This window comes from Gemelliphila sp. 1F1 (assembly GCF_056897515.1).
The window spans coordinates 151,271-164,982 of sequence record NZ_JBXHBE010000003.1; the positions used below are offsets into that span (position 1 = coordinate 151,271).

12 protein-coding genes are annotated in these 13,712 nt (G+C 28.4%); 1 reads left to right on the plus strand and 11 read right to left on the minus strand.

The features are described from left to right. Positions 1-2: 2 nt before the first annotated feature. The 11 genes from AC1XWJ_RS04640 to AC1XWJ_RS04690 form a co-directional block, all read right to left on the minus strand. A complete protein-coding gene (locus tag AC1XWJ_RS04640) occupies positions 3-815 on the minus strand; it encodes an SP_1767 family glycosyltransferase (RefSeq protein ID WP_483334722.1) in 813 nt (270 codons plus the stop codon). A 7-nt stretch (positions 816-822) separates the two neighbouring features. Next, on the minus strand, positions 823-1,824 hold the full coding sequence (locus tag AC1XWJ_RS04645) for a sugar transferase (protein WP_483334723.1): 1,002 nt from the start codon (positions 1,822-1,824) through the stop codon (positions 823-825). A gap of 24 nt (positions 1,825-1,848) precedes the next feature. Continuing rightward, positions 1,849-2,025 (minus strand): hypothetical protein, encoded by a 177-nt coding sequence (locus AC1XWJ_RS04650; RefSeq protein ID WP_483334724.1) that lies wholly within the window; start codon positions 2,023-2,025, stop codon positions 1,849-1,851. 7 nt (positions 2,026-2,032) lie between these two features. Beyond that, positions 2,033-3,364, minus strand: a complete 1,332-nt coding sequence (gene gtfB / locus AC1XWJ_RS04655; protein WP_483334725.1) for an accessory Sec system glycosylation chaperone GtfB — start codon at positions 3,362-3,364, stop codon at positions 2,033-2,035. An 18-nt stretch (positions 3,365-3,382) separates the two neighbouring features. Continuing rightward, complete coding sequence (gene gtfA / locus AC1XWJ_RS04660; protein WP_483334726.1) at positions 3,383-4,888, minus strand: accessory Sec system glycosyltransferase GtfA; 1,506 nt, start codon at positions 4,886-4,888, stop codon at positions 3,383-3,385. 20 nt (positions 4,889-4,908) lie between these two features. Then, on the minus strand, positions 4,909-7,278 hold the full coding sequence (secA2, locus tag AC1XWJ_RS04665) for an accessory Sec system translocase SecA2 (RefSeq protein WP_483334727.1): 2,370 nt from the start codon (positions 7,276-7,278) through the stop codon (positions 4,909-4,911). A gap of 4 nt (positions 7,279-7,282) precedes the next feature. Beyond that, positions 7,283-8,275 carry an accessory Sec system protein Asp3 gene (asp3, locus tag AC1XWJ_RS04670; protein WP_483334728.1) on the minus strand — a complete coding sequence of 331 codons (993 nt, stop codon included), beginning with the start codon at positions 8,273-8,275 and terminating at the stop codon, positions 7,283-7,285. Then, on the minus strand, positions 8,272-9,915 hold the full coding sequence (gene asp2, locus AC1XWJ_RS04675; protein WP_483334729.1) for an accessory Sec system protein Asp2: 1,644 nt from the start codon (positions 9,913-9,915) through the stop codon (positions 8,272-8,274). The genes asp3 and asp2 overlap by 4 nt, the downstream gene beginning before the upstream one ends. Further along, on the minus strand, positions 9,908-11,473 hold the full coding sequence (asp1, locus tag AC1XWJ_RS04680) for an accessory Sec system protein Asp1 (RefSeq protein WP_483334730.1): 1,566 nt from the start codon (positions 11,471-11,473) through the stop codon (positions 9,908-9,910). The genes asp2 and asp1 overlap by 8 nt, the downstream gene beginning before the upstream one ends. Before the next feature lie 21 nt (positions 11,474-11,494). Continuing rightward, positions 11,495-12,721 (minus strand): accessory Sec system protein translocase subunit SecY2, encoded by a 1,227-nt coding sequence (secY2, locus tag AC1XWJ_RS04685; protein ID WP_483334731.1) that lies wholly within the window; start codon positions 12,719-12,721, stop codon positions 11,495-11,497. 90 nt (positions 12,722-12,811) lie between these two features. Then, complete coding sequence (locus AC1XWJ_RS04690; protein WP_483334732.1) at positions 12,812-12,985, minus strand: LPXTG cell wall anchor domain-containing protein; 174 nt, start codon at positions 12,983-12,985, stop codon at positions 12,812-12,814. On the opposite strand from AC1XWJ_RS04690, the gene AC1XWJ_RS04695 reads away from it, so the two are divergent. Next, on the plus strand, positions 12,978-13,712 hold a 735-nt coding region (locus AC1XWJ_RS04695), incomplete at its 3' end, for a hypothetical protein (RefSeq protein ID WP_483334733.1). The two genes, AC1XWJ_RS04690 and AC1XWJ_RS04695, sit on opposite strands and share 8 nt — an antisense overlap.

A 13,712-nucleotide genomic window follows, 5' to 3' on the forward strand; every position in this document is an offset into this window, starting at 1 on the left:
TATTAATCAACAATTCTAGTTAATATCTGTGAATTATAATTTTCATCTTCAACAAATATTATGTCGTTATCATAGTTAAATTCTGCAGTATGTTTAGTAGATAACTTCACTTTATGTGTTGCTTGCATTTTGTACCACTCATACTCAGAATCGATATGACCTATATCTATAATATGTATTCCTTTTTTATAAAGATTATTAGCTATTACTTTAGCCGTAGGTCCTAACATGACTAGTACCAATTTATTATTGGCATATTTTTTTATCGCTTCTTCTATTTCTGATAATTTGCTATAGGCATTTTTTGAAGGACAGATAATTCGTTCAATAGTCTTTGCATTATCAAACAAATCATTACCAACTCCTGAACGAGATGTTTCTCCTTCTACTATTAATACTTCTTTATTATTCCATAGTTTCTTTATCTTTTCAAAATAACTATGCGATTTAGTTTTATCATGCAAGTCAATATACGGTCTAGATATAAATGTGCTTCCATACCAATCTGCTGTACAAATTTCTCTATATAAATCTTCATAGTGAGCTAGATGTCCGTGCCAAAAACTAACAGCAAACTCGTTATATCTATCTATATCTTCAAATACATCCGGCAAACAAACAAGAAAATCACTACTACTTTGCTTTTGTAATATATCTCTAAGATTGTTAGCTAATGAATCATTATACTCTTGATAAGGAATAGAGTTACCTGCAATAATATCTATTTCTCCATCACCAAATCTAGCAACTGAGCTATTATTTTCTAATATATAATCTAAACTGTCATTAATATTTTTTACTTTTATATAAACCATTTTATACCTACTTTTTCATAAGAAGATGAATCATATCTATAAACAATTTTTTGGTAATGTAACCCCCACTTAACAACGTTGAGAATTTCTTAACATTATTTATTAATCCATAATACTCATCTTCTGTCATATTTTGCACTATATTATCCGCTTCTTCTAATGTATCACAAATAATACCTAAGTTGTTTTCTTCTATAATTTGCTGATTAGAAACCCCTCTTTTGACAATAACAGGAATCCCCGCCGCAAGATACGTACTTAATTTATAAGTTACATTCATAGTCATATATTCACTCCAATAGTCATCTTCTGACCATACTAATCCAAAACCGCCTTTAGACAATTCCATTAATAAACTATCTTGATTGTGCCATCCTGCAGCAATAATGTTATCTTTAACATTTATATCAGTGCTATCTCCAAATATTTTAAGCGTTGTCTGATAACTCCACTCATTACAGAATTCAAATTTACTAGGCTGTCCGGAAAAATTAATAACCTTTCTAAATTCTGGACTATTAAGCCATAATTTATTCGGAATATCCCATATTTGCTGTACTAAATATTTATCAACAGTAAGTCCTTCTTGTCTTAACACATCGTACATTTTTTGCGAAGGTACTATGAGAGCATCCGCTCTATTAAAAATATTGATGTAATCTTGTAATAAATATCTATTCGGTTCAAACATAAAAGGTATAAAGTCGTGAATAAAAATAACTATTTTTAAATTATAATATCCCCTAAGAGTATTTATAAAGATTTCTTCATATCTATGCGTATTCCACATAGGAGATTGCACAATAACCATATCTCCTTGACTAATAGAGGCTATAATTCCATCTATTCTTTTTCTCATTTCTATTTCACTATCTGTATTTATATCATAAGCATAAATTCCCAATTCATTAAAACCTAATGACTTGGCTACATCTGTGGTAAGATTTTGAGCTAATTGTGCCGTACTTTTAGGCGAATGACCGTATAAATTTGTTATATGAACTCTCATACTACTTTCTCTCTTTCTCACTATTTATAAAAAACTCATTAATAGGCTAAATATTATAGAAATAAACAAAAGAATTGTAGCTACATTAGCTATATTTATTTTTTCTTTCTTTTTCTCTTTTTCTACAACTTCATAGCGTTCTTCGCTAATTTTACGTTCTATACTTTTTTCTAATATGTTACTATTTTTTTTGTTATCCATAAAACACCTACTTCAAAATATTTATATAATATTCTGTACTTACTGAACTTGCTTGTATTCTTTGTTTCTCCAACAATTCTCTTCTAAAGTTTTCATCTTCTTTTGCCTTTTTTATAGACTCGGTCATATTCAACACATTTTCTGGAGAATAAACATTATTTTTCGCAATATACTTGTTATTATGAATAGTGTTATTAAAGCCATAAATAAGCATATTATTTTCAAAGGCTGTTCTTATAGCATTAAGTATTTCATTACTATGATTTACATCTAAATAATAATCACAATTAGCAAATAATTTTTTCACCATAGGTTGCTCTAAATTTTGGAATAATGTAACATTTGAATATTTTACTAGTGATAATAATTTAGCAGACATTTCAGTAATTGCAGCTATATAGAAATGAAAATCTGGTAAATTGTTTAACAACTCTTCTATTTGTTCTATCTGATCTGAATTAGTTAATATCAAAATTTTAGGATTGTTATTATTTTCTCTCTCAAAATCATAAATATATCCTAAATAATCTATTTTCTCCCTATCGTTATTGTCTATAAGATTTATTACTTTGTTATAAACTTGTTTATCCGATATTAATATATTTTTTGTTCTTGTAGCATCAGAATTAAATATCAGTTGCATATTCCCTGGTATTTCATCATATATAGGTTCTTGCCATATTAGCGTATCATTACCGTTTTTATTAGAATTATTATAAGAATAGAAAAAAGGGAGTGATAAATTATTGTAAATTATTTTATCCGTATCTAATTTTTCTAATTGAATATAATAATCTAACAATTCTAATTTAGATTTAAATATTTTAATAATACCATTTTCTTCATTTAATATAATATCTTGCGTAATATGATTTTCTACAATAACCTCAAAGCCATCTTTTTTGTAATAACTAGTTGTAATTAATTCCCCGTCTTTACTATATATAGAATTAGCATATTTATAACCATATTTATTGTAATAATCTTTACTTCTAACAATATTGTTATTATCAAACCAATCTACTTCTCTAACTATCCTTTTATGAGTAGGAGTAGTATAGTAGATATTTGCCATTTTTCTATCAAAGTTATATACTTCTCCATAAGAATTTGTTCCCTTGATTTCCCAAAATAGCGGCACTTCTAACTGATTAAAGTATCTAGGATTCTCCGGTAATACTTCATTACCATACATAAAATACTTATAAGGAGAAAGTACATTTTCTGGAGCAAATCCATCATAATTAATTACTACGGTAGGAGTACTATATCCTGCTCTTTGTAAAGAAGTATGTAAGTCTTTTGTTTCTTGATTATAATATTCAAATAAATTTATCATTGCTATCCCCTTTTTAAGTTAATTTCCAACTACTTCAGATAATAATTTAATCCAACGCTTTTCTACTTCTTCAGTCAAAAAATTTTGTGCTATTTCGTATGAATGTTGACTAAAGTTTTCCAGATAATTATTTTCATAAATATCAATTATTTTACTAGTAATTTCTTCTATTCCGCCTCTAATGTTCTCCTGATTATATTCTATCAAATAACCATTCTTCTTAGGAGTTATAAACGTTTGATTTCCATATCTTACATTAAACCCTATTATTGGCAATCCTGATCCTATTGCCTCTAACAATGTTAATCCGAATCCTTCACTAGTCGATGCAGTTATATACATTTCATAGTTTTTATAAACGTGTGTTAAATCTTTATGCCCTCTTAACTTTATATAATCTGTCGCATTATTTTCAGCTATTTTGTCAACTAGTTTATTTTCTTCTCCTCCACTACCATAAATATCAAACGTTAAGCTAGGTATTTGGGGCTTAGCATCCACTACTGCCTGTATAAGCCAGTCAACATGTTTTTCACCAGCTAAACGAGAAGCAGTTATTAACGAAAAAGGTTTTCTCTTACCTTCTTGATACTGTAATTTTTCGATACTTCCAACCGGGATAGTATATACTATAATATCTTTATTATAATATTTTTTAAATTGATTCCCCAAAAGATTTTTTTGTGCATCTGTTGCTGTTATAAAGAAATCTATATAATCAGAGTAATTAAATTGATATTCATAATAATTATTCCACAAAATATTATTATCATCACTAGAGTTTTCGCTAAAATGTTCTGCGTGAATGACTACCCCTACTTTAGCTTCTTTTTTATTTTCCAATATTTCTTGAGCTTGTCCTGTACTTCTATCTATAATTACTACATCTTTTTTAGTAAGATTTAACTTATCCACAAAGTGTCTTATAAACTCAGATTTACTATAAAATATTTTATCTGGAAATTTGTAGACTATATTATCCCCATCTATAATTTCTTCATAGGCTACACTACCATCTTCATTAAAAAACTTTCTTTGATACAAGTGAGCTCTGTTGTCTTTAGGTGTATAATATTCCGAACACATTTTAGTATAAGAGAAATAATCTTTACGAATTAACATACCTCTTGATACATACTCAACTCTGTTTACAATATTAGAATTTTCATCTTTTAAATATGCAGTCAAAAACATATCTTTATCTTTATAAAAAATACGTACTACACTACTATCCTTTTCGATACTACTAGGCTCTTCTACTATACTATTTTTTACATCATCTATCGTATAAGTTGTTTCTTTTATTTTCAAATCTGTAAAATACGTGTATAACCAAATAACTTCGCTATCTTTAAAACCTATTTTTTGCGTAAAATGTGCTATATTTTCTCCCAAGATTAAATCTGTAAAAACAAATTTAGCATCTTGTTTTATAGCACGAAAGTTTTTTGCGCGATAGACCTGAGCATATTCTACTCCACTACTTGCCCATCCTATCCCTAAATTAAAATTATAAATTGTCATTTTATCATCTCCAATTGATTTTATGGGAAATAAACCGTAAGCTCCTGTTTATTATTGATTTCTATAGTACTTAAAGAAACGTTTCTTATAATTTCTTTCTCAATATCCATTTTCATTTTATCAAATGATTTTTTTGATTCAATGTAGTATTCAAACATTACCTGCTTTTGAGCAGTTTCTCTTCCCATAACTATACTTTTTAATTGTTGTAAATTATCAACTTGCTCAATCCAGCATTCATCAACAGCTTTTAGTAATGCTATTTTATAAAATTCATTTATTTTATTTCCTAATAAACCTTTCTTTTTATCAACTTCAAAATTTATTATATCAAATAATACGTCTTTTTTAACTGTTTCATCAGAAAAATTAAATTCTCCTTCAAAACCTTTAAAATCATAACTCAAATTTTCTAGTATGTAAAAAATTAATTCATCTTCTGTATATATATCTTTAATAAATTTGGGAAGAGCTTTTTTTATCATATTATTTACAAATTTATCATCAATGTCTTCTTCTATTATTTTCTCTCTATATTTATATACTAAATCTCTCTGCACTCTAATACTTTCATCAAATTCTAGAGTTGATTTTCTTGATGATTCCCCATAATTACTACTAGCTTGTTGTGCTTTATTTATTAATTTTCTTATTTTTTTATTTTTTATCTCAACTGGATTTCTAAAGTCTACATTATCTTTATTTTTTTTGTAATAATCTTTTAGTTTATCTGCTCCATACTTTGTAACGACTTTATCTTCCAAAGATACAAAGAATTTACTGAATCCGGGATCTCCTTGTCTTCCTGATCTACCTATAAGTTGCAAATCAAATCTCTTGCTCATCATTTTTTCTGTTCCAATTACAGCAAGTCCTCCTAATTCAGCAACTCCTTCTCCTAATTTTATATCTGTTCCTCTTCCTGCTAATATAGTAGCTACTGTTACCGCTCCTTTTTGCCCCGCCTCTTTGATTATTTCAGCTTCTTTAGCAATATTATACGCATTTAATACATTATGAGCTATCCCTTCTTGTAACAACATTTGGGAATATATTTCTGACATATCCACAGATCCTGTAACTAATAAAATTGGTTGCCCTGTCTTATGAATTTCTAATAACATATTAAGTGAAGCGTACAACTTTTCGGGTAGTGTGCAATAGACTGCATCTTCTAAATCTCGTCTAATCATAGGCTTATTGGTTGGTATTGGAATTACTGCCATATTATATGTGTCTATAAATTCACTTTCAGAAGTTTTTCCTGTTCCCGTCATACCACTTATTTTCTTAAACATTTTAAATAAGTTTTGATAAGTTATGGAAGCTATTGCTCTAGTATCATCTGATATTTCAACATATTCTTTAGTTTCTAGTGCTTGATGTTGACCAGATTGAATTTTTGTATTTTCCAAAATTCGTCCATTTACATTATCTAATAAATGCAACTCATCATCTTGAACCACATATTCTTTATCTTTCTCAAACAATTTATGAGCACGTAATGCTAATACTATATGTCTTGCTAATTCTGTATAATCCGGACTGTACAAATTATCAATAGCAAAAAATTGTTCTGCTCTATCTATACCTTTATATGTAAGCCATACTTCATTTTTCTCTTTATCATATTTGTAATCTTCTTTTTCTTCTAATGTCAATACGAAAGTATTAGCTAATTTATATAAATTGGATTGTGCTCGTGGTGAACCCGATATAATAAGAGGTGTCTGCGTATTATCTAACAACACTTCATCTACTTCATCTATTATAACATAATTAAAATCACATAAAAATTTACTTTCAGCTGAATCTGCCAAATTTTCTTGAAGATAATCAAATCCAAGTGTACTGTTTGTTGTATATACTATATCAGCAGAATATATTTTTCTTTTTTCTTCTGGTTTTATATTTCTATCTTCTTCTATTACTGTTGTGCTAACAGTAAGACCCAAAAATCTATATAAATCAGCTAGTTCATCATAATCACGTTTAGCAAGATAATCGTTAGTAGTAACTATAATGGCTCCCTCTCCTGTCAATGCATTCAAATAAAGAGGCATCGTTGCTGTAAGAGTTTTTCCTTCACCGGTTTTCATCTCTGCAACGTTACCTTGATGAAGAACTATTGCCCCCAATACCTGAACATCATAAGGGTACATACCGAGAACTCGTTTAGCAGCCTCTCTTGCTACTGCATAAGCTTCTGGTAATATATCATCTAATGTAGATCCTTTTTTTAACATATCTTTAAAAATATTTGTTTTATTTTTCAACTCTTTATCTGTTAATTCAGATATTTCAAAAGCAAAGTTATTTACTTTTTTTAATATTTTATTTAATTTTCTTCTTCTAAAATAATCTAGAAAAAAATAATCTATATTTTTCAATATATTACCTCTCTTTTTCTATCTCAAGTAACTCTAATATACGATAATTATTATTATAGAATTTAGCAAAAATCGACTCTTCATTTTGATATTTACAATCGTGTATGTATATAGAACTATCTCTGTTTACTTGTTCATTACAATAATTTTTATAAATTAACTTTTCATCAATATAACTATTTTCTAATATTTTTTGATATTTCTCATAATCTTGAATGGTATCTGTAATATAAGCTTTAGAGTTTTCAAATAAATATTTATATTGAACTGCAGCTACATTAGAAAATTCCCCGTTACCGTAAAAATTTATACTTTTATATCCGTTTTGGTTGAATATATTATTAATCTCTTCAAATAAAAATTTATAACAATATATATGAGCATTATGTATTTTACTATTTATTAAAACAACATTACAATAATTTTCTAGCAAACTTCTGTCTAGTTCTTCAAATTTATTTTGTTTAGGCTCCAAAAAAATTACATTTAATTTAGTTGAATTTTCATTTTTATTTATTATATCACTGACAATAAAACTTTTTTTATCAAACCTGTCTACACATTCTGTCAACTCCAGATAATGAAATATTAGTTCTGAACACCCCGCATTCATAACTTGTATTTTGTAACTATATGTATTTTCTGGATAAGTAAAAATGTCTTCATTAGATCTTATTACTGTCTCTGAAATAATTTTTTCATAACGATCATAAAATAGTATCCTCAAATATATAGAATTTTTTGGTACGGTATCTGCATTTATATATATTTTATATAATTTTCCTTTTTTTAATACGGGTAATTGAGGTATATATTTATGACTTTGATGATTAGTTTGTGATCTCCACTCATTTATATCTTTGCCAGATGGCATTCTTAAATTTTCAAAATGGACATAATCTTTACTTTTAAATTTTATTATTGAACCATATAAATAACTATTAGTAGTAAAGTTATTCCAATATATAATATTTGAAAAATAGTTTTTATTTATCATAAATCTTCCCTTCCAAAATCACGTCTTAGAATGTTGCGATAAAAATTCATAAATGCAACAACATTTCCGCCAAAATTATCATTATGTCTACCCGATAATCCTTTTGCATTAAGATGAGTTTTTTTATTTTTTAAACTCCTCACTAGATTAGGATAAGAACAATCATCGTAATCTTCTTGTTTCATATAAACTACTGCAAAATGAGTATTATCAAAATTTCCACTGTTAAATCTGTCCCAAAATCTATTATCAAGTATTTTTGTATGTTCTATGTCTTGATCTCCAGTAATGGTCATTAATATATCCAAAGATGTTGGGAATACACCTGGTCTCCTAAGTTTTTCTCTCAATGCTACTGTTCCAAGACCCAAAACTGGCTTGCTAATTACAACCGCGTGCGGATTAAGTTTTGGTGCATAATAAGTAGCTCCAAAAGTGCCCATAGATATTCCAGAGAGAATTAAATCTCTATTTGTAAAACCTAAATATTCCAAACAATTATTAACCATTTCTGGAATTTGATTTTCTAATTCTTCACTACCTAAATAAAAAGAGCCTCCGGACAATCTAGGATCTGATACTAATAAAAATGGAGACTTAAGACCATTCATAATATTAAAACCTTCAAATCCTTCAGCAGCTCTCCACCCAGAAAAATATACATTCAAAGGAGGCTTAAGATCCCCAGGATTGAAATAAAAAAGTAACTCCTGACGATTACTATCTCTTAGTATAGTCCCTCCTAGACTAAAATCGCCAAAACCTAAACGTGAAAATCTATAATGAATAGGTCCTAGTTCTAATTTCCCCTCTCCTTTAGCAAATATAGATACTGTTAAATATCCTTTAATTTCTGTATCTAAAATCACTGAATTTTGCAAATCTTCTTCATAGAAAATCCATTCTTTATCAATAGTTGCCAAAGAGCCATCAATAATCGTTCTAACTACCATTTGAATTTCAACATTTCCTTGTTTCTTATATTCCGGCCATAATTCTATAGGAGAATTTTTAAAAATAGGTCTATTGCTAGAACATACCACTAACTGCTTAAATTCATTACCAAAATTTCCAGTCAATTTTAGATAGGCATGCCCATTATATTCAATATCACCAGTAAAATTACTACTCACAGAAAATTCTTTTAATGAATATTTTTCTCCATATCCCCCACCTTTAAAAAATGCTTTAGGTGCCATATTAATAATATTTTGAGGAGATGAAAAATCTATACTCCTTGGTTGTTTCATTCTTCCAAATTCTGAAAATTTCTCAGGAAATAATTCTTTTTCATTGTACAATATTGTATATACTGGACAAAATCTTCTTAATACATTTATGTCATCAATTTTATCTATATCATCAATAAGAGTTAGATTGAAAGTTTGCAATCTTACACTTCTTCTAATTGCCTCCTCATCTATTGTTTCTAATTCTTGATTTTTTTTTGAATTTTTTTGTTTTTCTATTTCCTTTTTTAATCTTCTATCAACTTTCGCTTCATGTATTTTTTGCAAATTTTCTACAAATGTTAAAATATTTTCTGGTTCTACATAATTCCAAATAATATTTTCTGGAATATTATAGTTCTTACTCCAATCTACACTGCCTATTTGTAAAACATTGATTTTATTACTCATTATTACTCATCCCAATATAATTTTTTATATTTCTAACAATATTATCGCTCGTATACGCTATTAGTTTATCGACTGAATAAACTAAAGATTTATTCCAATTTGACAAACCTTCAAAATAATAATTTATGGCTAATTCTAATTGTTCATTTCTAGAGATTACATAGCCATTTTTTTTATGATCTACATAAGAAGTGGATACTCTATTTACTTGCGGGATTCCCGCACTAATACCTGCTATTTGTGTAAATAAATCAGGTTTCTGACCCAAATCTACTATGAGTCTTACATATTCCAATTCTTTTATCAAATCTATTTCTGAATTTATTACCTTTAATTTAACATTGTCTTTTATTTCAAATTCTAGTTGATTTTCTGCATTAGTGTCTTCTTCTTGCTGAAAAATTATATATTCTTGAAAATCTTCATTGCTAGATATTATATTATTTACAATCTCAACAATATCATTTTCTTTATATCCATTTTTTTCGTATGTTCCCAAAGTTAAGTTAATATTGCTATTATCTAACATTGCATCAAAAATTATATTTATTACTTGATTCAATTCATTTTTATCTATAGTATCTACTAATAAATATATAATCAATTCTTTTTTTCTCTGACTTAATCCTAATCTTAAACGTGTATCATATGGTGTAATATGATATACATTTTTAACAACATCATATTTTGAAAGATTATTTATTAAACTTTTCTGAGTAAATTCATTATCTGCTATAAATAAATTAGCTTTTCTCAAATAATTTGGTAAATAATCTGACATTTTAAATCTATCTTCAAAGAAAGAAAATACTACATTAGTTTTATTCGCTGCATTGACGACCAGTTCATTATGCCTATCATCTGCTGCTATTAGTATTGTATCATTAATAGATGATTTCGCTAAATATGTTTCTAATTTCTCAAAAATTAATTCTTCTATATTATTATATTCATTTTTCTTAAAATTATCTTTAAATAATGGATTAATCGTTACTATACTATTATTAAGTATATTCTCTCTTATTTGCCAAATCCCTTCTTCATTAAGATAATCTCTATACCATTCTTTTTCATTATTAAAGTATGTTATACTTGATATAAAACCTCTATCATCAAAAATATATTTCTTAATAATTTTATTATTATCAAAAAAACTAATATATATTATATTACCTTCATTAGATAAGTCTATATGTGCATATAATTTGTCATTTTTATTAACAATAACTATAAAAGGTGTATAAATATATTCTATATTATCTCCCCAATCAAAATCCTTGTAATTAATATTAGCTACATTATCACTTTTTATTTGTTGAATATTATCAAATATTGAATAATAATCAATCTCTAATAAATCTTGCCTATGCAAAAAAGAGCGTAAATTAGGAGCATAATTTAATACAATTAATTTGATATTCTCTTCTTCTTTATGAAACATTCTTAGCTGATTTACAGTATCATCAAATTCCATATTTTCATTATTTCTATACCAAGCATCTACATTGTCATCCCATTTTCTTCTATCGTTATACCAAGATGCAATAAAATAAAACATTAATCTTCCTCCTAAATTACTTTAAAAAAGTGTTTTGTACTTATTTCTGATAAGGATTATCTTAACCTGCTCCAATATGTTATAAACTAGACTAGATAATATCAAAACAGTTCCAGAAATCATCATAGCTCTAAACCCTAAACTACTTTTTAGAGAATATATCATAGGTGCTCCAGCTAAAATAACTATATATATTGATCCTATAACAGAAAATTTTAATACTATACTACTTAAATATTTTTCCGTATCCCTTCCCGGACGGATATTATCTATATAATCTCCATTTTTATTTAAATTCTCTGATATTTCCTCAGGATTTACATTTAAAAACGCAAATCCTATAGTTAAAGCTACAAGACACACAATGTAAATCAATACACCATAAACTTGTGTAATATCTATATTTTTTAAAATAGTTGTTAATATTTCACTATCGGGATAAAATCTAAGTAAAAATCTAATGATATATGATGGCAATACGGTTATAGATAATGCATACATAACAGGTAATCCCCCAGCTGGATTTAACTTTATAGCTAAATAGGATCTTTCAAAATATTCATTATTTATTAATACTCTATTAACAGGAATTCTATATTCAGCCATTTCAAATAAAATCATTACGAGTACCATTATAAAGACAACTAATAAAACAATCATAACAAAAAGTAGTTTATATTGGTTGTAATAGTTATATTTTTCTGCAAGAAGATTAAATATTTGTCCAGTCCATTGCTTTACAATTCCTATAACCACTATTATCATTGGACCACCTAATCCTTTCAGACTATTCATATTACCTAACCAAACTAAAAAGAAACTTCCCGCAATTAGTATTGTTAATGTGCTAAAAATATTAAATTTAACATTATCATTATTAATATATTCAAAATTCCCAGATAACACATATCCCTGCAATAACGCTATAACTAACATTAATAACATTTGTAATTTTTGTGATTTTTTAGGTGCTAAAGATTTTATTTTTAGCTTTTTGGATAAAGATAATACTCTCCATATAATCAAAGAACTCATCCAAGGACCTAATCCTAATGCAAACAGAGATGTTCCCAACAAATTTCCACCTGTAGCACTTCCTGCTATTTCCAAAAATCTATTATCCTCATTTATATTCCCTAAATTTACAGCAACATTAGGTAATGGAATGTCACTCCCCAGTATATATATCATAATTATTAATATTAACCATAGGAGTTTATTCCTTAATATATTTTTACTGTTATTCAAAATTTTTTCTCCTTAATTTTACAATAGCAAAGAACTAACAAATTGCTGTTATTAGCAATTTGTTAGTTTCTGCATAATTTACACTATATCTTATTCTTCATCAGTTTTCTTTTTTCTTCTTGCTGCGAATAATGTTGCTACTAGTGTGCTTAATCCAAGAGCTGTCGTTGCTGAACTATCAGCTAATCCTGTTGATGATAATTTTCTACTACCTTCACTATTTCTTGAACTTGTTGATTCGCTTCCTTGCTCTGATGTGCTCATTAACTCTGACATACTAGCAGATTCTGATTCAGAAGGACTTGCACTTTCTGATGCCGATGTGCTTGATGATTCACTTGCACTTGTTGACGCCGATGTGCTTGCTGACTCACTTGCACTTGTCGATGCTGATTCGCTTGCTGATTCACTTGCACTTGTTGATGCCGATGTACTTGCTGACTCTGACGCACTTACTGATTCTGGTGTACTCATTGAACCTGATACACTATCTGATTCTGATGCACTTGTTGACGCCGATGTGCTTGCTGACTCACTTGCGCTTGTCGACGCTGATGTGCTTGCCGACTCTGATGCACTTGTTGACGCTGATGTTCTTGCCGATTCACTTGCACTTGTTGACGCTGATGTGCTTGCTGATTCTGACGCACTTGTTGAAGATGATGTACTTGCTGATTCACTTGCGCTTGTTGATGCCGATGTGCTTGCTGACTCTGACGCACTTGTTGACGCTGATTCGCTTGCTGATTCTGATGCACTTGTTGACGCTGATTCGCTTGCTGATTCACTTGCACTTGTTGACGCTGATGTACTTGCTGATTCACTTGCGCTTGTTGACGCTGATTCGCTTGCTGATTCACTTGCACTTGTTGACGCTGATGTGCTTGCTGATTCTGACGCACTTGTTGAAGCTGATTCGCTTGCTGATTCTGATGCACTCGTTGATGCTGATGTACTTGCTGAATCTGACGCACTCGTTGATGCTGATGTA

Bases quoted from the DNA above. Each gene is read 5' to 3' on its own strand.
- AC1XWJ_RS04640 (WP_483334722.1), bottom strand. From the start codon at position 815: ATGGTTTATATAAAAGTAAAAAATATTAATGACAGTTTAGATTATATA.
- AC1XWJ_RS04645 (WP_483334723.1), bottom strand. From the start codon at position 1,824: ATGAGAGTTCATATAACAAATTTATACGGTCATTCGCCTAAAAGTACG.
- AC1XWJ_RS04650 (WP_483334724.1), bottom strand. From the start codon at position 2,025: ATGGATAACAAAAAAAATAGTAACATATTAGAAAAAAGTATAGAACGT.
- gtfB (WP_483334725.1), bottom strand. From the start codon at position 3,364: ATGATAAATTTATTTGAATATTATAATCAAGAAACAAAAGACTTACAT.
- gtfA (WP_483334726.1), bottom strand. From the start codon at position 4,888: ATGACAATTTATAATTTTAATTTAGGGATAGGATGGGCAAGTAGTGGA.
- asp3 (WP_483334728.1), bottom strand. From the start codon at position 8,275: ATGATAAATAAAAACTATTTTTCAAATATTATATATTGGAATAACTTT.
- asp2 (WP_483334729.1), bottom strand. From the start codon at position 9,915: ATGAGTAATAAAATCAATGTTTTACAAATAGGCAGTGTAGATTGGAGT.
- asp1 (WP_483334730.1), bottom strand. From the start codon at position 11,473: ATGTTTTATTTTATTGCATCTTGGTATAACGATAGAAGAAAATGGGAT.
- AC1XWJ_RS04690 (WP_483334732.1), bottom strand. From the start codon at position 12,985: ATGAGCACATCAGAGCAAGGAAGCGAATCAACAAGTTCAAGAAATAGT.